We start from the raw sequence: 21,897 nt of genomic DNA, 5'->3' as shown, positions 1-21,897 counted from the left end.
CGAGGCGACCAGTGTAACCCCCGTATAATCAACAGCCTGTCATCCGTTCGTTCCGCAGGCCCACGCATGTCCGTTGCCCAGCCCAAGGTCGGTTTCGTCAGCCTGGGCTGCCCCAAGGCCCTGGTCGATTCCGAACGCATCCTCACCCAGCTGCGGGTCGAGGGTTACCAGCTTTCGCCCAGTTACGACGACGCCGACGTGGTCGTGGTCAATACCTGCGGCTTCATCGATTCGGCGGTAGCCGAATCGCTCGATGCCATCGGCGAGGCGATGGCCGAGAACGGCCGGGTCATCGTCACCGGCTGCCTGGGCAAGCGTAGCGAACTGATCCGGGAGCAGTTCCCCGACGTGCTGTCGATCAGCGGCCCGCAGGACTACGCCAGCGTGATGGACGCGGTGCATGAAGCGTTGCCGCCGGCGCACGATCCGTTCGTCGACTTGGTGCCCGACTACGGCATCAAGCTGACCCCGAAGCACTATGCCTACCTGAAGATTTCCGAGGGCTGCAACCACCGCTGCAGCTTCTGCATCATCCCGTCGATGCGCGGCGACCTGGTGTCGCGGCCGGTCGACGAAGTGCTTCGCGAAGCCGAACGCCTGGCCATCGGCGGCGTGCGTGAACTGCTGGTGGTATCGCAGGACACCAGCGCCTACGGCGTCGACCTGAGGTACGCGAAGAAGTCCTGGCGCGGCAACGAATACGAAACCCGGATGCGTTCGTTGTGCGAGGGCCTGTCGCAGCTCGGCATCTGGACGCGCCTGCATTACGTCTACCCGTACCCGCACGTCGATGACACCGTTCCGTTGATGGCGGAAGGCAAGATCCTCCCGTACCTCGACATTCCGTTCCAGCACGCCAGCCCGCGCGTGCTGAAGCTGATGAAGCGTCCGGGTGCGATCGACAAGACCCGCGAACGCATCCACCGCTGGCGCGAGATCTGCCCCGACATCGTCATCCGCAGCACCTTCATCGTCGGCTTCCCGGGCGAAACCGAAAGCGAATTCGAGGAACTGCTGGATTTCCTGCGCGAGGTGCGCCTCGACCGCGTCGGCGCCTTCGCCTATTCGCCGGTCGAAGGCGCGGCGGCGAACGACTTGCCCGATCCAGTGCCGGAAGCCGTCAAGCAGGAACGCCTGGCCCGCTTCATGGAAACGCAGGCGCAGATCAGCGCGGAAAAGCTGGAGGCGAAGGTCGGCACGGTGCAGCGCTGCCTGGTCGACCTGCTGGAGGACGGCATCGCGGTGGCGCGCTCCAAGGCCGACGCGCCCGAGATCGACGGGCTGGTGCATATCCAGAACGGCGGCGAGCTCGGTTTGAAGCCGGGCGACTTCGTCGACGTGCGGATCGACGACAGCGATGAGCACGACCTGTTCGGCGATGCGTTGCCGAAGAAGGCGCCATCGGGCCTCGCCGTCGTTTCGTAGCGGCAGGCATACTGTCGCCAGTCCCTAGCAGGAGTGGCGACATGGCAGTTTCCTTCGATCGCGCTTTCGTCCGCCTGGCCAAGGCTTCTTCACGCTTCACCGGGCGTCCGCTGTGTTTCGCGTTGGCCCTCGGCGTGATCGTCGCCTGGGGCGTCACCGGACCACTGTTCCATTTCAGCGACACCTGGCAACTGGTGATCAATACCGGCACGACCATCGTGACCTTCCTGATGGTGTTCCTGATCCAGAACACGCAGAACCGCGACACCGAGGCCATGCAGATCAAGCTGGACGAGTTGATCCGGGTCAGCCGCAATGCGCACGACGCGCTGCTCGACCTGGAGGAGCTGGAAGACCACGAGATCGAGGCCTTCCGCGCCCGTTACATCGCCTTGGCGAAGCGCGCCCGCGCCGGCGGCGACCTGTGCCAGGACCTCGAATCCGGGGTTGACCGGCCGGCGCCGTAGCGGATCCGATGACGAGGAATTAACGGTGTACGTGGGTTAATTTTCGTCAGCGCGGCGCGAAGGCCCGTTGCGTTCCGGCAGTCGGCCAGCCTCGTCGCGCGAGGAGGGTCCATGTCCAACTTTACAGAACGTCTGCATTTTCGCGGGTTGCATTTCACCGTACCCGGGGCGCACATCTCGGGCAGGGCGGTCGTGTGGGCCGGCCTGGCTTCGGGCCTGGTGTACCTGGCCTCGCTGGCGATCCTGATGCCCTTGTTCCTGGGCGCCAGTCCATGGGCGGTGCCGCGGGTGATTGCCGCCATGACCCAGGGCAGCGTCGCGCTGACGCCGATCGACACTTTCGACATGAGCGTGCTGCTGGCCGCGATCGTGATTCATTTCGTGCTGTCGATGGCTTATGCCTTGGTGTTCGCCTTCATCGGCAAGGGCCATTCGATCGCCGCCGATACGGTGGCCGGCGCGGTCTTCGGACTGGCGTTGTACGTGGTGAACTACTACCTGGCCACGTCGCTGTTCCCGTGGTTCGAGCAGATGCGCAACTGGGCGACAGTGGTGGCGCACCTGGCCTACGGCAGCGTGCTCGGCGCTGTATACGCGGCGTACGCGAGCGGCCGGATCGGGCACCATCCGGCGGCGAAAGATTGAGGTTGCAGGGCGGGCGGGGCTTCGGTCCCGCCTGCCACGACGGTCGTTGCGGATAATCGCGGAAGCGGTTTGCATCCGCGGGCAGGGGTTTGCGCGCGTCAGCTTTCCTCGCCGTAGTTCACCCCGATGATGGCGAAGCTGGCGATGCCGCCGGGCAGCATCGCTTCGAACTCGTCGTCGACGCGTTTCTTCAGCATCGCGCGCGCCAGCGGCGAGTCGATGCTGATCCAGCCACGGGAAGCGTCGGTTTCGTCGGGGCCGACGATGCGGTAGCGCGACAGTTCGGCGGTGGACAGGTTCTCCAGCTCAACCGTCGCACCGAAGAACACCGCTTTCGGATCGGCCGGGGCGGCATCCACCACGCGCAGGGATTCCAGGCGCTTGCTGAGGTAGCGCACGCGCCGGTCGATTTCGCCGAGTTGCTTCTTGCGGTAGGTGTACTCGGCGTTTTCCGAGCGGTCGCCTTCGGCTGCGGCGGCTGCCAGGGCCTTGACCACCTCGGGCCGGCGCACGCGCCACAGCTCGTCCAGTTCGGACTTCAGCCGTGCATGACCGGCAGGGGTGATCAGGGCAGTGCTTTTCTCGCTCGGAGGGCGCCAGCGCGACATGGGGGACGTCATCGGGTGGGGGCAAGAGGATAGCCGCACGGCATCGCGACGGCTTGGGGTCTGGAAACGGTCTCGGTTTTCCGCGGAGCCGGAACGGACGGCGGCGTATGGAAGGTCCAAGTCCAACGTTGGTATCGACGGCAACTAGTTCGGCAACCTTTCTTGCCAAAAATCGGCGTTAGATCGGTATAAATGACCGTTGACAACGTTGGACATAGTCAACAAGCTGTCACAGAGCGAGGCCATCACGGCGCACGGCAAATGATCGCGGTGCGCCGAAGGTCCGCGGTGAAGGAGGGCTGCGCGTTTGTCGCGCATTTCTTTGCGCCAACTGGTCGGACCATTGTACCGGTGACCGGAATTCGTGAGTTTTGGCCCTTCGTTCCGGCGCAGCGAGGGGTTGGCTGAAGGAGGGAACGCTTTCGCATTTTTTGGTAGCGCTACCTATTCGTGTTGCACGGCAGACAGTCCCAGGGCGACCTGGGTTCCGACATCTAAAAGGTTTGGATCATGAGACAGCATCGCTTATCGAGCGCCATCAGAACGACCCTCGCCGCTTCCGTCGCCATCGCGGCGATCGCGGGCAACGCCAATGCCCAGCAGGCACCCGCGCCGGCGGGCAGCACAGCGCAAACCCTCGACACGGTGAAAGTGACCGGCTACCGCGCGTCGCTGGAAAAGAGCCAGGCGGTCAAGCGCGCGGCCAACGCCATCGTCGACGCCATCAGCGCCGAGGACATCGGCAAGTTCCCCGACACCAACGCCGCCGAATCGCTGGCGCACCTGCCTGGCATCAGCGTCGACCGCCAGTTCGGCGAAGGCGAGAAGGTCAGCATCAACGGCACCGATCCGGCGCTGAACCGGGTGCTGTTGAACGGCCAGACCATCGCCTCGGGCGACTGGGGCGGCAACCCCACCGACACCAGCGGCCGCACCTTCAACTACACCCTGCTGTCGCCGGAAATCATCGGCCTGATGGAGGTGTACAAGTCGCCGGAAGCGCGCATCGACGAAGGCAGCATCGGCGGCACGGTGATCGTGCACACGCGCAAGCCGCTGGAATTGCCGGCCAACACCGTGCGCGGTTCGCTGGGTTACAGCTACAACGACCGTTCCGAGCAGGGCAACCCGCGCGGTTCGGTGCTGTGGAGCTGGAAGAACAGCGACGATACGTTCGGCGTGCTGGCTTCGGTGACTCACGACAAGCAGGAGATCTGGCGTGCCGGCATCGAGTACTGGGGCTACGGGCTGGGCACCAACATCCCGGACGACGTCAACGTCACCGGCAGCGGCGACGTCAAGGCCGCGCGTTTCCCGTTCGGCGAGAACAGCGCGTTCTTCCAGCAGGAGCGCCAGCGCGACGGCCTGCAGGCCGCGCTGCAGTGGAAGCCGAACGACAGGAACGAGTTCAACCTGACCGGCATCTACATCAAGGGCAAGTACAACAACTTCAGCGAGTCGCGTTACGTCTGCCCGGGCTGTTCGGTGGGCAACTTCACCGACGTGACCCTGTCGAACGGCTACATCACCTCGGGCACCGTCGGCGGCGACGCCTATGCGCAGTTCGACGCGAACTACCGCATGAGCGAGGTCGAGACCAAGAGCCTCAACCTGCGCCACGACTATTCCGGCGAGAAGTGGGTGTTCACCACCCAGCTCGGCGCGACCAGCGCGAAGGGCGGCAAGGATCCCGAGTACCTGATGAAGTTCCTGCTGCAGTCCGGCGGCTACGATTTCAGCTACGACGGCAAGCGCGCCAGCGTCCACTACGACGACGGCAGCGCGTCAAACTGGGGCCTGGCGCCGGGGCAGCAGGCCGGCGGCATCGAGTACACCACGACGGACGACCGGGAGAAGTACTTCCAGTTCGACGCGGAGCGCGACCTGGAGTGGGGCGCGTTCAACAAGCTGCGGGTCGGCTACAAGTACATCAACCACGACAATGGGCAGACTTCGTACGGCAATCGGATCGACGCCACCGATCCGATCCTGCTGACCCAGTTCAATCCGGGTACCGCCCCCAACGGCCTGTATGACGGCCTGAACGCCAGCGGCGACCTGATCGGCTGGCCGACCGCCAGCCTCGGCTCGGTCCTGGCCTACCTGAAGTCGCAACCGCAGGGCGCGTTCGAAGAGAAGTACGGCCAGGAATACGACGTCAAGGAGCTCACCAACGACCTGTATGCGCAGCTGGATTTCGAAGCGGGTGGCTGGCGCGGCAACGTGGGCCTGCGTTATGTCAGCACCTTGGACAAGTCGATCTACTGGCGCGACACCAATGGCACCGGCTACAACCTGACCCTGGCCAAGAAGCAGTACTACAAGCCGCTTCCCAGCTTCAACCTGGCCTATGACCTGGACGAGGACAAGGTGGTGCGTTTCTCGGCGGCGAAGGTGATCGCGCGTCCGCGCTATGCCGAGCTGTCGGGGTCGGTCAACCTCGACACCACCACCAAGACCGGCGGCGGCGGCAATCCGGACCTGGACCCGTACGAGGCGACCAACTTCGGCGTGAGCCTGGAGTGGTACTTCGCGCCGTCCAGCGTGATCAGCGCGGAGGCGTTCTACCGCAAGATCGACAACTACGTGGTGAACACCACCAACGAGCGCGTACTGGCCGATCCGCTCAGCGGCCAGCCGACCCTGTACACCTTGTCCTCGCCGGTCAACGCGGCGGGTGCCAAGGTCAACGGGCTGGCACTGACCTATTCGCAGAACTTCGGCCACGGCTTCGGCGTGCAGAGCAACCTGACCTACACCGATACCAACGCCAGCGAAGGCCTGAACCTGCCGTACGTGTCGCGGATGACCTACAACATCATCCCGTACTACGAGAACGGCCCGTTCAGCGCGCGCGTCAACTACAGCTACCGTTCCGAGTACTTCACCCAGGTCGGCCGCCTGAATTCCAACGTGTTCACCGACGCGTACAAGCAGCTGGATTTCACCGCGGCCTACCAGATCGGCGACCACATGAGCGTGAACTTCAACGCCAACAACCTGCTGGACTCGACCTATTACTGGTACAGCCAGGTGAAGTTCGCGCCGCTGGGCACGTACAAGACCGGCCGCAGCTACCAGGTGTCGTTCAACTTCAAGTTCTGAGGGAACCGCGAAGCCTTCGTCCAGGCGTTCTCTCCGCCTGGCGACGGAATTTCCCCGCTTGGCGGGGCCGGCTTGCCGGCCCCGCCTTTTTTCATACGCTTCGAACTAGCCTGGCCCTGCGGGAATCGCCGGGAATCAAACGAAGGAGGGTGGCCGCTGTGAGCGGGCGGCACCGAATTCCAGGTTCGGCGTGGCGCCCATCCGGAACGCGAGATGGCCGCCTTTGGCCAGTTCGCGATGCGCGATCCAGTTGCGTGGATGCGGTTGCCCATTCCAGCTCACCGATTGTACGTAGACGTTTTCCGGCGAGTTGTCGTGCGCTTCGATCAGCAGGCGACGTCCCTCGGCCAGCGCCAGTTCCGCCCGATCCAGCAGCGGGCTGCCGAACACGTAGACGCCGCTGACCGGGTCCGCCGGATACAGGCCCAGCGCGCTCAGCACGAACCACGCCGACATCTGCCCGCAGTCCTCGTTGCCGGGCAGGCCGTCGCGCTGGGCGTGGTACATGTCGCGCATCAGCTTGCGCACGCGCGCCTGGGTCTTCCAGGGCTGGCCGGCGTAGGCGTACAGGTAGGCGACGTGGTGCCCGGGTTCGTTGCCGTGCGCGTATTGGCCGACCATGCCGGAGATGTCCGGCGGCGCGCCTTCGGGAAGGTCGGAGCTGGCGGAGAACAGGGCGTCCAGTTTCGCGGCGAAGCGCTGGTCGCCACCGAGCAGGCGGATGTGGCCATGCACGTCGTGCTGGTTGAGGAAGGTCGCCTGCCAGGCGTTGCACTCGGTGAAGTCGTGCCACTTCTGCAGATGGCCCAGCGCGCGCGGGTCGAAAGGTTCGGCCCAGCTTCCATCCGCCAGCCGCCCGCGGACGAAGCCGCTGCGCTGGTCGAACACGTTGCGGTAGTTGCGCGAGCGTTCGCGCAGTTGCCGATATTCCTTTTCGTCGCCGGCGGCGCGGGCCAGATGGGCCACGGCCCAGTCGTCGTAGGCGTATTCCAAGGTCTTGCTGACCGACTCTGCTTCGCGTTCGGCGGGGATGTAGCCCAGCGAACGGTACAGCGGCAAACCTCGATAGTCGTCGTCCATCGCGCGCTTGCGCCACAGCGGCCAGGCCTTGGCGAAGTCGATGCCGTCGAAGCCCTTGGTCCAGGCTTCGGCCAACACCACGGAAGAGTGATAGCCGACCATGCAGTCGGTTTCGCGCGCCTGCAGCGGCCACACCGGCACGCCGCCGGCGTTCTGTTCGGCCATGCGGATCAGCGAATTCGCCAGGTCGGGCACGCGTTCGGGCTGCACCAGGGTCAGCAGCGGATGCAGGCTGCGATAGGTATCCCACAGGGAAAACTGCGTGTAGTTGCTCGCGCCCGGCGGCAGCTGGTGCACGGCCAGGTCCATGCCGAGGTAGCGGCCATCCACGTCGTTGAACAGCGTCGGCGCGAGCAGGCAGTGGTACAGCGCGGTGTAGAAGACGCGGCGTTCGTCGTCGTCGCGCGCCTGGATGCGCACCCGGCCCAGCTCGCGTTCCCACGCATCGTGCGCGTCGCGGCGCACGGCTTCGAAATCCCAGCCTGGGATTTCCGCATCGAGGTTGCGCAGGGCGTTCTCCGCGCTGACCGCAGACAGGCCGACCTTGACCAGTACCTGTTCGCCTCCGCGCGTGGGGAAATGCAGCGCGCAACGGACGTCGTGGTTGGTCGCGGCTTCCGTCGCCGGTTCGCCGAGGGTTTCCATGCGTTCGAACGGACGCGAGAAACGGATCGCGAAATGGATGCGGCGGTCGCGCGCCCATTGCCGCACGCTGCGTCCGCCCAGCAGGGTGTCGTTGCCGACCGCGCGCAATTCCGCCCAGGGCACGCGGGTCGGCGTGTCCGGGTTGTCCTGCATGCCGTGCTTCAGGTCGACCACGATGTGGCTTTGCGCGCTGGCGGGGAAGGTGTAGCGATGCAGGCCCGCGCGTGCGGTGGCGGTCAGTTCCGCGCCGATGCGGCGGTCGCGCAATTCCACGCGGTAGTAGCCGGGTTCGCCGGTTTCGTCTTCCGGCCGGAACGGCGCGCGCCAGCCCGATTCCGGCGCTTCCCGCGAACCGGGCTGCGTCTTCACCGCGCCCACGTTGGGCATCAGCAGCACATCGAGCATGTCGCCGATGCCGGTGCCGCTGAGATGGGTGTGCGAGAAGCCCATGATCGAGCGGTCGCCCGCGTGGTACCCGGAGCACGCATCCCAATCGGCGTTGTAGGTGTCGGGGCTCAGCTGCACCATGCCGAAGGGCACGGCGGCGCCCGGGAAGGTGTGGCCGTGGCCGCCGCTGCCGATGAAGACGTCGACGAAGCGGGCCAGGCCGGCGCCGTCTTCCGTCGCGGCGCTTGCGGAAGGCGACGGGAGCAACGCATCGATGCTGCCGGTGGAAGTCGTGGCCGCGATGGCCGTGCGAGCGAACGGAATGCCGCTGCCCAGCGGCAGGCTGGCGAGGATCATGTGCTGCAGGAGTCGGCGGCGGGTCAGCATGGCATCACCTCGGAAGCGCTTGTTCGCCTTCGATGGCGAACGTCGCGTTGTGTACGTCGGCGAAGCCGGGCTGGCCACCGCCGATGCTGAGCGTATAGCGTCCGGCACGCACCGCGCGGCGGCCTTGCGCATCCACCGTGCTGAGCGCGCGCGGCGACAGCTCGATTTCCACCCGCCGGCTTTCGCCGGCCTTCAGGTGCACGCGCCGGAAACCCGCCAGCGCATGTCGGGGCGCGAGCGGCGAGGCGGGCGGGGTCAGGTACGCCTGCACGACTTCGTCGCCGTCGCGATCGCCGAGGTTGCGCACTTCCACCGAAACCGTCAGCGGCTCGCCGGCCTTCAGCTGCGCCTGCGACAGGCGCATGCCGTCGTAGCCAAACCGCGTGTAGCTGAGGCCATGGCCGAACGGGTACAGCGGCTTGCCATTGAAATAGCGATAGGTGCGGCCCTGCATCCGGTAATCGGCCATTGGCGGCAGGTCGTCGGCCGAACGGTAGAACGTCATCGGCAGGCGGCCAGCGGGGTTGTAGGCGCCAGCCAGCACGTCGGCGACGGCCTGGCCGCCGGCTTCGCCCGGATACCATGCGACGAGGATCGCGTCGGCATGCTGCTGCGCCCAGTTCAGCGCCACCGCGCTGCCCGACAGCAGCACCACGACGAGAGGCTTGCCGGTCGCGGCGACGGTTTTCAACAGGGTTTCCTGCGCGGCGGGCAGGTCCAGCGAAGTGCGGTCGCCGCCGTTGAATCCGGCGACTTCGACCTGCAGGGCTTCGCCTTCCAGGTTGGGCGACAGTCCGACGAAGGCGACGATGGCATCGGCTTCGCGCGCCGCCGCCAGCGCCTCGTCCAGTTGCGCCTGCGGCGGCGCCAGCCATTCCAGGGTAATGCCTTCGTCCTCGCCGCTATGGCGCAATTCCAGGCGCAGCTCGTGCGGCTGCGTGTCCTGGAAATCCACCGTCATCGCTTCGGCGTTCTGCGTGCCGTCGTATAGCAAGCGGCCGTCCAGATACAGGTCGACACGGTCGTGTCCACTGCAATCGAAGCAGCGGTCCACGCGCACGTTGAAGCGATAGCGCCCAGGCGCAGGCGGTTGCAACCGGCCGGTCCAGCGCACGCCGTAGCGGTCCGCGCGAATTCCCGGCGCCGGCGCGACACGATTGAAATCGAAGTTCACCGTGCGGTCGACGCGGACCCGTGCGGGGTTGCCGGCGAGTTCCGCATTGTCGAAATACTCGCCCTTCAATCCGGGTTGGCCGTCGGGCGTGCGCAGGGCGGTGGACGGAATCGCGATCGGCACGTTCGCGGCCAGACTCGCGCCCTGGGCGTAATGCACCTTGTCCGCGCCGAAGCGCTGGCGCAGGCCGGCCCAGGGCGTGACCGGGTCGCGCGCGGTGCCGTGGTAGTTGGCTTGCAGGACTTCCAGCAGGTCCGCGGTCGGGCCGACCGCAGCGATGCGGGCGCCGGCGCGCAGCGGCAGGGTGTTGCGGGCGTTCTTCAGCAGCACCAGCGATTCGCGCGCAGCGTCCAATGCGAGCGTGCGCGTGGCCTGCGTGTCCACGGGGCGCGCGGGCGCGGGCTCGTACATGCCCAGGCGGATGCGTGCGGCGAGCAGGCGCTGCAGCGAGCGGTCAAGGTCCGCCTGCGGCAACAGTCCGCGCCGCACCGCATCGGCCAGGTGCAGGTAGGCGCTGCCGCAATTCAGGTCGTTGCCGGCGAGCACTGCGCGTGCCGAGGCTTCGGCGGCATCCTGCGTGTAGTGGTGGAACTGGGTCATGTTGCCGACCGCATCGCAGTCGGACACGACGTAACCCGAGAAACCCCAGTCTTCGCGCAGGTGGCGTTGCAGCAGGTCGGCGTTGGCGCAGGCGGGAATGCCGGCCAGCGCGTTGTAGGCGCACATCACCGAGCCGGCCCCGCCTTCGGCCACCGCGGCGCGGAAGGCGGGCAGGTAGGTGTCTTCCAGGTCATGTGCGCTGGGAGCGACGTCGAAGCTGTCGCGGCCGGGTTCCGGGCCACTGTGCGCGGCGAAATGCTTGGGCGTGGCGATGGTGCGCGGATGCTGCGGGTCGTCGCCCTGCAGGCCGCGGACGAAGGCGACGCCGAGCCGCGAGGTCAGGAACGGGTCTTCGCCATAGGTTTCCTGCCCACGCCCCCAGCGCGGGTCGCGCAGGATGTTGATGTTCGGCGACCACAGGGTTAGTCCGGCGTAGCGCGGGTAACCCTGCGCCGGATCGATGCGGGCGAAACCGGCGCGGGCTTCGGCGGAGATGGTTTCGCCGACCTGGTGCAGAAGGTCCGGGTTCCAGCTGGCGGCCAGGCCGGTCGCCTGCGGAAACACAGTGGCGTAGCCGTTGCGCGCCAGTCCGTGCAGGCCCTCGTTCCACCATTGATAGGCGGGAATGCCCAGGCGCGGCACCGCCGGCGCGTTGTCGCGCATCTGCGCCGCCTTTTCTTCCAGGCTGAGCCGGCGGACCAGGTCCGCCGCGCGCGCTTCGGCACTGAGCGAAGTGTTGCGATAGCCGGGCACGGCGCCGTCGTCGGGCACCGCGGCCGGCGGTGCCAGCTGTACCGGATCCAGTACCACGTGGCGGATGCGCTGGCGCTTCCAGGTATAGGCCACGTGCACGCGCCCGTCCCAGGTCTGGATGACCGCGGGGTAGGAGAATTCCTGGCCGGGTTCGTCTTCCAGGGTCAGCACGGACTTCCAGTGTTCGCCGTCTTCCGACAGCGCCACGTCCAGCCGGTCGCGCCCGTCCCACCATTGGCGGCCGGCGATGCGCGGGTTGAACACCATCAGGTAGCGTCCGTCGGCCAGGCGGATCGCGTCGATGGCCGCGTTCGGGTTGGGCAGCTCCAGCAGGCGCAATGCGTCCCAGCTGCGTCCGCCGTCGTGGGAGGCGGTGCTGAAAATGCGGTCCTGGCGGGTCCGGCCCAGCGCCAGCAGACTGCCGTCGGGGCGTGCGAGCAAGGCGGGCTGGATTGCCTCGATGCGCGCCGGATTGGCGATTGCCGGCATGCGTTGCCAGTTGCGGCCGCCGTCTTCCGAGCGTTCGAAGTGCACGCGCCAGCCGCCGTCTTCGGTGCTGGAAGGACTGACCAGGCTGCCGTCGCGCAATTGCACCGGCGGGTTGCGGATTGGTCCCAGCAGCCCATCCGGCAAGGGTTTCGCCGCCGACCAGGTGCGGCCGCCATCCGCCGAGGTCCGTTGCAAGCCACGCCAGTGCCGCGGATCGGGCCCGACCTTGTAGAACAGCATCAGATCGCCGCCGCGCGGCTGGAACAGCACCGGGTTCCAGGTCGGCAGGGGTGCGCCTTCCGCCTGCGCGCCATCGGCGACGGCCTGCGGCACACTCCAGCCCGAAGCTTCGCGCCGCGCCAGCCAGATGCGGACATCGGCTGCGCCTTCGTGGCTGCCGCCGAACCAGGTCGCCAGCAGTCCGCCGTCGCTGGCTTGGACCAGCGAGACGGCGTGCGACTGCGCGGTCGGCGGCGCATCGCTGACGAACTCGCGCAGCAGGACCGGAGAAGCGTCGGCCGCCGATGCGGCGCCGGGGAGTACCAGCGCGAGCAGCGCCATCGCTACGCGGGACGGCCATCGCCGGGGGACCCGGCCTGCTTGATCAGTGGCGTGGGGCAAGCGGCATGACGGGACGCGGATCGCGTTCGTCGGGAGGGTTTCCTGCATGGATCGGCACCGGCAGTTGGGGACGGCATGCCCGACCCGAAGCGGGCGACGCACGCGAGTCCAACGTTGTCATGACCATCCTACTTGCTGGAGAAGGCTTTGGGGGCCCGAACTTTCCCATTTCGCTGGTCGATGACGTGCCCTGCCCGCCCTTATTCGACGATGCGTTTGAATTCGCGGCCATCGGCGCCCTTGAGCAGGTCGGCGGAAGCCACCTCGAAGCGCACGTCTTCGGCTTGCTTGCTGTTCGGGTCGAGCTTGACCGCGTGTGCGCCGTCGGGCGCCCAGTGGCCGTCGCTGTCGATGGTGCTGCCGGCCACCCGCAGGGTCTGGACGTAACTACCATCGGCACGCAGTTCCAGCACCGATTCGCCGTCGCTGAACTTGCCGGCCAGCGACTTGCCGTCGAGCTGCGTGCCGGAAGCCGCTTCGACATGGGCCATTGGCGTGTTGTCTACCACCGAAACGACATCGGTGCCGGCGGGCGTGGGGGACTTGTCGTCCTGCGCAGTCGCCCCGGCGGACGGTTGCGTCGCGGACGCGTCCGCCGCCGGCGCGGCAACCGGAGCGGGCGCGGGCTGCGGCTGGCATGCGGCGATGGCCAGCGCGAAGGGCAGGGCGACGAGGATCCGCGGGCGCATGCGGCTCATCTCCGTCCGCCGAAGATGCCGCCCAGCAGGCCACGCAGGATCTGCCGGCCGACCTGGCTGCCGACGGTGCGCGCGGTCTGCTTGGCCATGGTCTCGACCACGCCCTGGCGACGGCCGGTGCCGAACAGCACGCCCTTGACCGCCTCGCCGAAACCGCCGGTGTCGGGATCGTCGTCCCTCGCGGTCTTCGCCTTTGGCGCAGCGGCGGCCTCGGTCCTGGCTTCGGCCTTTTTCGCCAGCATTTCCGCGGCGGATTCGCGATCCACCGCATTGTCGTACTTGCCGCCGACCGGGCTGCCCGCGCGCACCTGGCTGCGTTCGGCCTCGCTGATCGCGCCCATCCGGCAACGCGGCGGGGCGACCAGGGTCTGCTGCACCGGCGAGGGCACGCCCTTGTCCTGCAGCGTCGACACCAATGCCTCGCCGACGCCGAGCTTGGAGATGGCTTCGGCGACATTGAGTTTCGGGTTGGGCACGAAGGTCTCGGCCGCGGTCTTCACCGCCTTCTGGTCGCGCGGCGTGAACGCGCGCAACGCATGCTGCACGCGGTTGCCGAGCTGGCCGAGGATGTTGTCCGGCACGTCGTCGGGGAACTGCGAGCAGAAGTACACGCCCACGCCCTTGGAGCGGATCAGGCGCACGACCTGTTCGATGCGTTGCTGCAGGGCCGGCGGCGCGTCGTCGAACAGCAGGTGCGCTTCGTCGAAGAAGAACACCAGCTTCGGCTTGTCGAGGTCGCCGACTTCCGGCAGGTTTTCGAACAGCTCGGACAGCAGCCACAGCAGGAAGCTGGAATACAGGCGTGGCTTCAAAATCAGCTGGTCGGCGGCGAGGATCGAGATCACGCCGCGGCCGTCGGTGTTCGTCCGCATCAGGTCGGACAGTTCCAGCGCCGGCTCGCCGAAGAAGCGGTCGCCGCCCTGCTGTTCGATCTGCAGCAGCGCGCGCTGGATCGCGCCGATCGACTGCGCGCTGACCAGGCCGTAGCTGGTGGAGATGTCCTTGCGCTCCTCGGCGACCAGGGCGAGCAGGGCGCGCAGGTCTTCCAGGTCGAGCAGCAGCAGGCCGCGGTCGTCGGCCAGCTTGAACACGATTTCCAGCACGCCGCTCTGGGTGTCGTTCAATTCCAGGATGCGGGCCAGCAGGGTCGGGCCCATCTCGCTGACCGTGGTGCGCACCGGGTGGCCGAGCTTGCCGTACAGGTCCCAGAAAACCACCGGGCTGGCGGCGGGCGACCAGCCATCCACGCCGATGTCCTTGGCCCGCTGCACCACCTTCTCGTTGCCGTCGCCGGCGACCGCCAGTCCGGCCACGTCGCCCTTCACGTCGGCCATGAATACCGGCACGCCGATCCGCGAGAAGCCTTCGGCCAGGGTCATCAGGGTCACGGTCTTGCCGGTGCCGGTAGCGCCGGCGGTCAAGCCGTGGCGGTTGCCGAACTTCGGCAGCAAGGCGACGGCGATGTCGTCGGTGACGCCCTTGCCGATCAGGATGGGGTCCATGGGTTTCCTTGGCGTTGGTCAGCGGATCGAGCGGCGATTCTAGCGGTTGAACTTGTCGCGCCGTGAACGGTCGCAAAAGCCTCGGGGGCGTGCCCGGCCCGCGCTGTCAAGCTTGTCGGCGGCGGCGGCCCCCGGATAACCTCCCTTTTTCCCTGCTTTGCGATCCGATGTCCGATCTGTCCCGGTTCCTGCGCCTCGTTCCCCTTTCCGCCGCGCTGTTGGTGCTTGCGGCTCCCGCCTCCGCCCAACGCGTCTCGGCCAAGGATCGCGTCGCCATCGACGCCCTCGACCAGCGCATGGCCGCCGCCGAAAAGCGCTACCGCGACGCGCTGCTGCTGGTGGCCAACGGCGACCCCAAGGGCACCGCCGAAGGCGATGCCGCGCTGGAGGACATGGAAGACGTGATCGATGCCTGCGCGAAGCAGCGCGGCTGCGAACTCAACACCCAGCTGGCCGCGTTCAAGCGGCTGCTGAAGGCGAACGTCGATGCGCAGTCGCCCGATGAAGACGAGGAAAGCAGCGACGAGCCGCTCGAAGACGACCATGTTCCGGCCGCGGCGGGCGCCACCACCAGCACGCCACAGGCGCAGCAGGGCGCGGCCAAGCTGGACGACAACCGCCACGCCTTCGATCGCATGGTGCAGTACAACCCGGCGGTGCAGGCCGGCATCCGCCGCTGGCTGACCGACATGCGCAGCTCGCTGGTGGACAGCTACGAGAACTACCAGAACATGCGCTTCATGATGTGGCCGCAATGGGAGCGCCAGGGCCTGCCCGAGGCGATGCTGTTCGGCATCATGGCCAAGGAGTCGAACGGCAAGGTGCACGTCAGCTCGCGCGCCGGCGCTGCCGGGCCGATGCAGTTCATGTACGCCACCGGCACGCGCTTCGGCCTGGGCCGCGACGATACCGGCTTCGATACCCGGTTCGACCCGCGTTCGTCCGCGCAGGCCAGCGCGGAGTACATGAGCGAGCGCTTCGCCGAACTGGGCAACAGCGTCGAGCTGTCGCTGGCCGCGTACAACGGCGGCGAGGGCCGCGCGTTGCGCGTGTACCGGCAGTATCCGGGGGTGAGTTTCTGGGACGAACGCGTGTACAACCAGTTCCCGGCCGAAACCCGCGACTACGTGCCGATGGTGATCGCCGCGGCTTGGTTGTTCCTGCATCCGCGCCAATACGGGCTCGATTTCCCGCGCGTAGCGCCGCAGCCGGCGCCGCTGAAGCTGCTCAAGCCGACCTCGATCTACGAACTGACCATGTGCCTGGGCACCACCGGCACCCGCGACGGCTACATGCGCACGTTGCGCAACCTCAATCCCCGCTACCAGGCCGAGAGCTATCTCGCGCCGGGGGTGACCTTGAACGCCAACACGCGCATCGCCGCGCTGTACAGCCGCCACTGCCTCAATGGCCCGCGCGCGGAGCTGGCGCGCACGCTGATGGCGGCGAACGTCAATGCGGCCATAACGCGTGCGCCGCTGCCGGAAGGCCGTGTCTCGGTCGGCGATGTCAGCCAGTTGGTCCAGTTGCCGGACGATCCGGCCGAGTCGAAGGCGGAAGAAAAGCCGCGCGCGAAGGAAAAGCCGAAAGGCAAGGAAAAGCCGGCGCGCACCATCAAGGTCGGGCGCGGCGATACGCTGGGCAAGATCGCCGACAAGCACGATTGCAGCCTGAAGGAACTGGCCAAGGCCAATGGCCTGCGCGCGCCCGGCTATACGGTCAAGCCGGGGCAGAGGATCAAGCTGGAAGGGTGCGGGAAGTAGGCCGCATTGTGGTCGCTCGAGGAGGCAGCATGGCATCCAAGAAGAAGGCTGGCGTCACGAATGCGATGAAGGGCAAACCGGCGGGCTCGAAGCCCGGTGGCAAGGAACTCGCCGTCAGCAGGCGAAGATCGTACGTATACGATCATCAATACGGATTGGAGCTGCAAGGCAAAACGGTTCCGGCCGAAGCGAAGCCCAAATCCAAATCCTAGGATGGAACTGCTTCACCGGTTTGTAGGAGCGCCCTTCAGGGCGCGACCGGGTGCATTCCGGCGCCGTAGAAAATATTCGCGAATCGCTCTGGCTGCGGTCGCGCCCTGAAGGGCGCTCCTACAACGTCGCTAGCCGTTGCCCCAACTTGACCGGCGTCTCCGCGCCCAGGCCGGCGTCGAGTTCCGCCACCCCGGGCGGCAACAGAACAATGACCGTCGAGCCGTAGTTGAATCGCGCCATCTCGGCAAAGCGTTCGACCACGATGCCCTTGTCGTGCCAATCCTTCCTGGTGATGCGGTCCGCATAGGCGGGAATCTCCACGCCGCTCCACACCGTTTCCACCCCGGACACCAGCAACGCGCCGACCATCACGCAGGCCATCGGGCCGAAATCGGTGTCGAAGTGGCAGACCAGGCGTTCGTTGCGTGCGAACAATCGCGGCACGTCGCGCACTGCGGCGGTGCCGACGCTGAACAAGCGGCCCGGCACATGCACGGTTTCGCGCAACGTGCCGGTCCAAGGCATGTGCACGCGGTGATAATCGCGTGGCGACAGGTAGACGGTGGCGAACAGGCCGTTTTCGAACGGCTTCGCCGCTTCCGCATCGCCCAGCAATTCGGCGGCGGTGAACGAACGGCCCTTGGCCTGGAAGATCGTCCCGCCCTTGATCGGGCCGCACTGGCTGATGTGCCCGTCGGCCGGCATCAGCAAGGCGCGCGGATCGGCGTCGGCGATCCGCGCGCCGGGCTTCAGCGCACGGGTGAAGAAGGCGTTGAAGCTCGGATAGGCGCGTGGATCGGATTCGGCGGCTTCGTCCAGATCGACCCCGAACCTGCGCACCACCGCGTCGATCAGCCACTGCTTGATCGCCGGGTTTCGCGAATATGCCAGTCGCCGCGCCAGCGACGACAGCAGCCGGTGCGGCAGCACATAGGTCAGCGCGGTCAGGGGACTCACGGTGCCGTGGCCTTGGTCAGCGCGGTCAGGTCGCTGGCGATGGCCCGCGGCTGGAACGGCGGACGGATCATCCCGGCCATGCGCCCCTGCGGATCGATCACGGCGAGATTGGCCGAGTGATCCATGCTGTAGTCCTGCGGGTTCTCGGCGTAATGCGCGCCCGGCACCTTCATGAACACGAAGCCCAGCGCGCGGGCGAATTCCTCCAGGGCAGGCACGTCCGCGGTCGCGGCCAGCGTTTCGGTGCTGAACCCGTGCGCGTATTCGCCGATGCGGGTCGGCGTATCGCGTTCCGGGTCGACCGAAACGAACAGCACGCGCGGCCGGGTGCCGTCGGGCAGTGCCTGCCATTGCTTCTGTGCCTGCGCGAGTTCGGCCAGCGTGGTGGGACACACGTCGGGGCACGAAGTGAAGCCGAGGAACACCACGGTCCAGTGCCCGTTCAATTCGCCGGAGGTCAGCTGCGTGCCGTCGGACTGGCGCAGCGAGAACGCCGGCAGCGGACGCGGCTTGGCGAACATCGTCACCGCCTGGGTTTCCGGCCATTGCGCACCGGCGGACTTGCCGCCGAAGAACCATTGCGCCGCCAGCAGGCCGAGGCCCGCGGCCAGCGCGACGAGCAGGATGACGCCGATCTTGCGGTTGAACATGTCGGTCCGAGGGCTTGGAACGGTTCCACATGATACCGACGCATCGCGGGCAACGCCCTATAATCCGGCCTCCATTACGCCGAACACCGCCCATGACCGCCGATCCGGCCGCCGAACTGCACTCGATCATCGACCTGATCCGCTACGGCGCCAGCCGTTTCAACGCGGCCGGCCTGACCTTCGGCCACAGCCACGACAACGCGCTGGACGAGGCCACCCACATCGTCCTGCACACCTTGCACCTGCCGCCGGACATCGGGCCGGCCTATGGGCAGGCACGGGTGACCGCGGCGGAGAAAGCGGAGATCCTCGCCCTGTTCGCGCGCCGCATCGACGAGCGCATTCCCGCCGCCTACCTCACCGGGGAAGCGTGGTTCGCCGGGCTCAGCTTCAAGAGCGACGCGCGCGCGCTGGTGCCGCGCTCGCCGATCGCCGAGCTGATCGAAGCCGGCTTCGAGCCGTGGCTGGGCGGGCGTCCGGTGCATCGCGCGCTGGACCTGTGCACCGGTTCGGGTTGCATCGCCATTGCGATGGGTCATTACAACCCCGACTGGCACGTCTACGGCATCGACATCAGCGACGACGCGCTGGCGCTGGCCGCCGAGAACAAGCAGCGCCTGCATGCCGACAACGTGCATTTCCTCAAGTCGAACCTGTTCGATGGCCTGCTCGGCACGCACTACGACCTGATCGTCACCAACCCGCCGTACGTCACCAACGACGAAACCGACGCGCTGCCGAAGGAATATTCCTACGAGCCCGAGCTGGGCCTGCGCGCCGGCGACGACGGCCTGGACCTGGTGCTGAAGATCCTGCGCGACGCACCACTGCACCTGAGCCAGGATGGCCTGCTGATCTGCGAAGTCGGCGAATCCGAGCGTGCGCTGGTCAAGCTGTTGCCGGACGTGGAATTCGTCTGGATCGAGTTCAAGGTCGGGCAGATGGGCATCTTCGCGGTCGAGTGCTCCGAACTGATCGTGCACCACCCGCGCATCCGTGAGTTGGCGGACGCGCGTCCTTGATTTATTGCTCGTCATTCCCGCGAAGGCGGGAATCGCTCTTGCTTTTGATTTTGCTTCGCGCGACCCAAGTGGCAGGATGCCATGAAACAGCCCGCCGTCTATATCCTGGCGACCGGAAGGAGAGGCACCCTTTACATTGGCGTCACCAGCGATCTGGTCGCAAGAACCTGGCAACACCGCGAGCATGTCGTTGAAGGCTTCACCAAGCGGTACGACGTGACGACGCTGGTCTGGTACGAGTTGCACGGAACGATGGATACGGCGATCTCGCGAGAAAAGCAACTGAAGAAGTGGAGCAGGGAGTGGAAGCTGCGGCTGGTGCAGGAGGCTAATCCCGAGTGGCGGGACTTGTGGGACGACATTGTTGGATAGCGTGCTGCCGACTTTAAAGGCAAGAGCGAAGAGCGATTCCCGCCTTCGCGGGAATGACGAGCAAAAAGAAGCAATCGTGAATACATTTGGCCATCTGTTCCGCGTCACCACCTTCGGCGAGTCGCACGGCCCGGCCATCGGCTGCGTGATCGACGGTTGCCCGCCGGGGCTGGAAATCGCGGCGGAGGAATTCGCCCACGATCTGCAGCGCCGCGCCACCGGCAAGACCCGGCATACCTCGGCGAGGCACGAGGCCGACGAGGTCGAGATCCTCAGCGGCGTGTACGAAGGCCGGACCACCGGCACGCCGATCGCGTTGCTGATCCGCAATACCGACCAGCGCAGCAAGGACTACGCGAACATCGCCCGGCAGTTCCGCCCGGGCCACGCCGACTACAGCTACTGGCAGAAGTACGGCATTCGCGATCCGCGCGGCGGCGGGCGTTCGTCGGCGCGCGAAACCACGATGCGTGTCGCGGCGGCCGTCGTCGCCAAGAAGTGGCTGGCGGAGAAGTTCGGCATCGTCGTGCGCGGGTACCTGGCGCAGTTGGGCGACATTACGCCGAATGCATTCGACTGGAACGCGGTCGAAGGCAACCCGTTCTTCTGGCCCTGCGCCGTGCAGGTGCCGGAGCTGGAAAGCTACATGGACGCGCTGCGCAAGTCCGGCGATTCGGTCGGTGCGCGCGTCAACGTGGTCGCCGACAACGTGCCGCCGGGCTGGGGCGAACCGATCTACGGCAAGCTCGACGGCGAACTGGCTTCCGCCCTGATGAGCATCAACGCAGTGAAGGGCGTGGAAATCGGCGACGGCTTCGCCAGCGTGGCGCAGAAGGGCACGCAACATCGCGACCTGATGAGCATGCAAGGGTTCCTGTCGAACCATGCGGGCGGCATCCTTGGCGGCATTTCCACCGGGCAGGCGGTCACCGCTTCCATCGCGCTGAAGCCGACCTCCAGCCTGCGCCTGCCGGGGCAGAGCATCGACATCGATGGCAATGCCATCGAGGTGGTCACCACCGGTCGCCACGATCCCTGCGTCGGCATCCGCGCCACGCCTATCGCCGAGGCGATGGTCGCGCTGGTGCTGATCGACCAGGCCTTGCGCCATCGCGCGCAGTGCGGCGATGTCGGCGAAGTCTCGCCAAGAATTCCCGGCATGGATGTGGGAGCGACGTAACTCGCGAGTGCTCTTGTCCGCGTCACGAAAAGCATCGCGAGTTACATCGCTCCCACACCTGCATTCACATCCAAACCGGACATTTTTGTTTTGAGCGTGAGTTCCGACAAACACCGGCAACGCATCTGGCTCGCACGACCCCTGTTCGAGGACATCACCGGCCGGCTCGACGAATACTTCGATGTGAAGCGCACATCGCCTGCCGGCGATACCTACGCACCCGCCGAGATCGCCGAACACTTGCGCGACGTCGATGGCGCCCTGGTCACGCTGGTCGAGCGCATCGGTGCGAACGAGATCGCCCACGCCGCAAGACTTCGGGCCATCGCCAACGTCGCCGTCGGCTACAACAACCTCGACATCGCCGCGCTCGATGCGCGCGGCATCGTCACGACCAATACGCCGGATGTGTTGACCGAGACCACCGCCGACCTCGGCTTCGCCCTGCTGATGGCCGCTGCGCGGCGCATCACCGAATCCGAGCGCTGGCTACGCGAAGGCCAGTGGACGAAGTGGTCGTTCGACACCCTGTTGGGCCGCGATCTGCACGGCAGCACGCTGGGCATCCTCGGCATGGGCCGGATCGGGCAGGGCATCGCGCGCCGCGCGATCGGCTTCGGCATGCGCACGCTGTACCACAACCGCAGCCGTCTGCCGGAAGCAGTCGAGGAAGAAGTCAAGGCGGCTTACGTCGGCTTCGACGAATTGCTCGCCCGCGCCGACCACCTGGTGCTGGTGCTGCCGTATTCGCCGCAGACCCACCATGTCATCGACGCCGCCGCGTTGGCGAAGATGCAGCCGACCGCGACCCTGGTGAACATCGCCCGCGGAGGCCTGGTCGATGAGCTCGCGCTGGCCGATGCGCTGGCCCACGGCCGCCTCGCCGCCGCCGGTCTCGACGTATTCGAAGGCGAACCCGCGGTCCGGCCGGAACTGTTGGCCCTGCGCAACGTGGTGCTGACCCCGCACATCGGCAGCGCCAGCCTGGCCACGCGCCGCGCCATGGTCGCGCTGGCGGTGGACAACCTGGTCGCCGCGCTCGGCTTCGGCCCGCACGCCGGCCGGCCGCCGAACATGGTGACGCAACGCTGAGTGCCGGTTTCAGCGGCAACCGTTTCCGCAAGCGCGGCGCGCTTCCGTTATGCTTCGCACAC

The 21,897-nt window shown here is 66.7% G+C and carries 17 protein-coding genes and 1 pseudogene; 10 read left to right on the top strand and 8 right to left on the bottom strand.

Features of this window, described 5'->3' with window-relative positions; all coding sequences use genetic code 11:
- Window positions 1-66 precede the first annotated feature (66 nt).
- The 3 genes from rimO to J5837_RS15470 all read left to right on the top strand — a co-directional run bounded on the left by rimO (window position 67) and on the right by J5837_RS15470 (window position 2,537).
- Entirely contained in the window at window positions 67-1,425 is a 1,359-nt protein-coding gene (rimO, locus tag J5837_RS15480) for a 30S ribosomal protein S12 methylthiotransferase RimO (protein ID WP_210537685.1), read from the top strand.
- Window positions 1,426-1,466: 41 nt separating this feature from the next.
- Window positions 1,467-1,892, top strand: coding sequence for a low affinity iron permease family protein (locus J5837_RS15475; RefSeq protein WP_210537684.1), 426 nt, complete (start codon window positions 1,467-1,469; stop codon window positions 1,890-1,892).
- 111 nt (window positions 1,893-2,003) lie between these two features.
- Entirely contained in the window at window positions 2,004-2,537 is a 534-nt protein-coding gene (locus J5837_RS15470) for a hypothetical protein (RefSeq protein WP_210537683.1), read from the top strand.
- Window positions 2,538-2,635: 98 nt separating this feature from the next.
- Here J5837_RS15470 and greB read toward each other — a convergent pair whose 3' ends face one another.
- Entirely contained in the window at window positions 2,636-3,145 is a 510-nt protein-coding gene (gene greB / locus J5837_RS15465) for a transcription elongation factor GreB (RefSeq protein WP_210537682.1), read from the bottom strand.
- A 510-nt stretch (window positions 3,146-3,655) separates the two neighbouring features.
- Between greB and J5837_RS15460 the strand changes: the two genes are divergently transcribed.
- Entirely contained in the window at window positions 3,656-6,250 is a 2,595-nt protein-coding gene (locus tag J5837_RS15460) for a TonB-dependent receptor (RefSeq protein ID WP_210537681.1), read from the top strand.
- 135 nt (window positions 6,251-6,385) lie between these two features.
- Here J5837_RS15460 and J5837_RS15455 read toward each other — a convergent pair whose 3' ends face one another.
- From J5837_RS15455 to J5837_RS15435, 5 genes and pseudogenes are all read right to left on the bottom strand, one after another.
- Entirely contained in the window at window positions 6,386-8,749 is a 2,364-nt protein-coding gene (locus J5837_RS15455) for a GH92 family glycosyl hydrolase (protein WP_210537680.1), read from the bottom strand.
- Between the two features lie 4 nt (window positions 8,750-8,753).
- Window positions 8,754-11,294 carry a glycoside hydrolase family 3 C-terminal domain-containing protein gene (locus tag J5837_RS15450; protein ID WP_342345562.1) on the bottom strand — a complete coding sequence of 847 codons (2,541 nt, stop codon included), beginning with the start codon at window positions 11,292-11,294 and terminating at the stop codon, window positions 8,754-8,756.
- An 84-nt stretch (window positions 11,295-11,378) separates the two neighbouring features.
- A pseudogene (locus J5837_RS15445) lies at window positions 11,379-12,326 on the bottom strand (sialidase family protein); the annotation flags it as partial.
- Between the two features lie 260 nt (window positions 12,327-12,586).
- Entirely contained in the window at window positions 12,587-13,084 is a 498-nt protein-coding gene (locus tag J5837_RS15440; RefSeq protein ID WP_210537679.1) for a hypothetical protein, read from the bottom strand.
- The gene (locus J5837_RS15435) at window positions 13,081-14,586 is read right to left on the bottom strand and encodes a helicase HerA-like domain-containing protein (RefSeq protein ID WP_210537678.1); all 1,506 of its coding nucleotides are present in this window, start codon (window positions 14,584-14,586) and stop codon (window positions 13,081-13,083) included. Before J5837_RS15435 ends, J5837_RS15440 begins: the two co-directional genes overlap by 4 nt.
- Window positions 14,587-14,753: 167 nt before the next feature.
- On the opposite strand from J5837_RS15435, the gene J5837_RS15430 reads away from it, so the two are divergent.
- On the top strand, window positions 14,754-16,349 hold the full coding sequence (locus J5837_RS15430) for a transglycosylase SLT domain-containing protein (protein ID WP_210537677.1): 1,596 nt from the start codon (window positions 14,754-14,756) through the stop codon (window positions 16,347-16,349).
- Between the two features lie 29 nt (window positions 16,350-16,378).
- Window positions 16,379-16,561, top strand: coding sequence for a hypothetical protein (locus tag J5837_RS15425; protein ID WP_210537676.1), 183 nt, complete (start codon window positions 16,379-16,381; stop codon window positions 16,559-16,561).
- Between the two features lie 118 nt (window positions 16,562-16,679).
- Here J5837_RS15425 and asd read toward each other — a convergent pair whose 3' ends face one another.
- Window positions 16,680-17,519 (bottom strand): archaetidylserine decarboxylase, encoded by an 840-nt coding sequence (gene asd, locus J5837_RS15420; protein WP_210537675.1) that lies wholly within the window; start codon window positions 17,517-17,519, stop codon window positions 16,680-16,682.
- The gene (locus tag J5837_RS15415) at window positions 17,516-18,169 is read right to left on the bottom strand and encodes an SCO family protein (RefSeq protein ID WP_210537674.1); all 654 of its coding nucleotides are present in this window, start codon (window positions 18,167-18,169) and stop codon (window positions 17,516-17,518) included. The genes asd and J5837_RS15415 overlap by 4 nt, the downstream gene beginning before the upstream one ends.
- A gap of 92 nt (window positions 18,170-18,261) precedes the next feature.
- Here J5837_RS15415 and prmB point away from each other — a divergent pair, with 92 nt between their 5' ends.
- From prmB to J5837_RS15395, 4 genes are all read left to right on the top strand, one after another.
- The gene (gene prmB / locus J5837_RS15410) at window positions 18,262-19,191 is read left to right on the top strand and encodes a 50S ribosomal protein L3 N(5)-glutamine methyltransferase (protein ID WP_210537673.1); all 930 of its coding nucleotides are present in this window, start codon (window positions 18,262-18,264) and stop codon (window positions 19,189-19,191) included.
- Between the two features lie 81 nt (window positions 19,192-19,272).
- Window positions 19,273-19,563: a GIY-YIG nuclease family protein gene (locus J5837_RS15405; protein ID WP_210537672.1), complete on the top strand. Its 291-nt coding sequence runs from the start codon at window positions 19,273-19,275 to the stop codon at window positions 19,561-19,563.
- 76 nt (window positions 19,564-19,639) lie between these two features.
- Window positions 19,640-20,743: a chorismate synthase gene (gene aroC / locus J5837_RS15400; RefSeq protein ID WP_210537671.1), complete on the top strand. Its 1,104-nt coding sequence runs from the start codon at window positions 19,640-19,642 to the stop codon at window positions 20,741-20,743.
- Window positions 20,744-20,839: 96 nt separating this feature from the next.
- Window positions 20,840-21,835 carry a 2-hydroxyacid dehydrogenase gene (locus J5837_RS15395; RefSeq protein WP_425504852.1) on the top strand — a complete coding sequence of 332 codons (996 nt, stop codon included), beginning with the start codon at window positions 20,840-20,842 and terminating at the stop codon, window positions 21,833-21,835.
- The last annotated feature ends 62 nt before the right edge of the window (window positions 21,836-21,897 follow it).

It is taken from the genome of Pseudoxanthomonas helianthi (assembly GCF_017939625.1).
GTDB classification, from domain to species: domain Bacteria; phylum Pseudomonadota; class Gammaproteobacteria; order Xanthomonadales; family Xanthomonadaceae; genus Pseudoxanthomonas_A; species Pseudoxanthomonas_A helianthi.
The sequence above is the reverse complement of the archived record's forward strand: the minus strand, read 5'-3'. Positions and strand labels throughout refer to the sequence as shown.

Bases quoted from the DNA above. Each gene is read 5' to 3' on its own strand.
- rimO (WP_210537685.1), top strand. From the start codon at position 67: ATGTCCGTTGCCCAGCCCAAGGTCGGTTTCGTCAGCCTGGGCTGCCCC.
- J5837_RS15475 (WP_210537684.1), top strand. From the start codon at position 1,467: ATGGCAGTTTCCTTCGATCGCGCTTTCGTCCGCCTGGCCAAGGCTTCT.
- J5837_RS15470 (WP_210537683.1), top strand. From the start codon at position 2,004: ATGTCCAACTTTACAGAACGTCTGCATTTTCGCGGGTTGCATTTCACC.
- greB (WP_210537682.1), bottom strand. From the start codon at position 3,145: ATGTCGCGCTGGCGCCCTCCGAGCGAGAAAAGCACTGCCCTGATCACC.
- J5837_RS15460 (WP_210537681.1), top strand. From the start codon at position 3,656: ATGAGACAGCATCGCTTATCGAGCGCCATCAGAACGACCCTCGCCGCT.
- J5837_RS15455 (WP_210537680.1), bottom strand. From the start codon at position 8,749: ATGCTGACCCGCCGCCGACTCCTGCAGCACATGATCCTCGCCAGCCTG.
- J5837_RS15440 (WP_210537679.1), bottom strand. From the start codon at position 13,084: ATGAGCCGCATGCGCCCGCGGATCCTCGTCGCCCTGCCCTTCGCGCTG.
- J5837_RS15435 (WP_210537678.1), bottom strand. From the start codon at position 14,586: ATGGACCCCATCCTGATCGGCAAGGGCGTCACCGACGACATCGCCGTC.
- J5837_RS15430 (WP_210537677.1), top strand. From the start codon at position 14,754: ATGTCCGATCTGTCCCGGTTCCTGCGCCTCGTTCCCCTTTCCGCCGCG.
- J5837_RS15425 (WP_210537676.1), top strand. From the start codon at position 16,379: ATGGCATCCAAGAAGAAGGCTGGCGTCACGAATGCGATGAAGGGCAAA.
- J5837_RS15415 (WP_210537674.1), bottom strand. From the start codon at position 18,169: ATGTTCAACCGCAAGATCGGCGTCATCCTGCTCGTCGCGCTGGCCGCG.
- prmB (WP_210537673.1), top strand. From the start codon at position 18,262: ATGACCGCCGATCCGGCCGCCGAACTGCACTCGATCATCGACCTGATC.
- J5837_RS15405 (WP_210537672.1), top strand. From the start codon at position 19,273: ATGAAACAGCCCGCCGTCTATATCCTGGCGACCGGAAGGAGAGGCACC.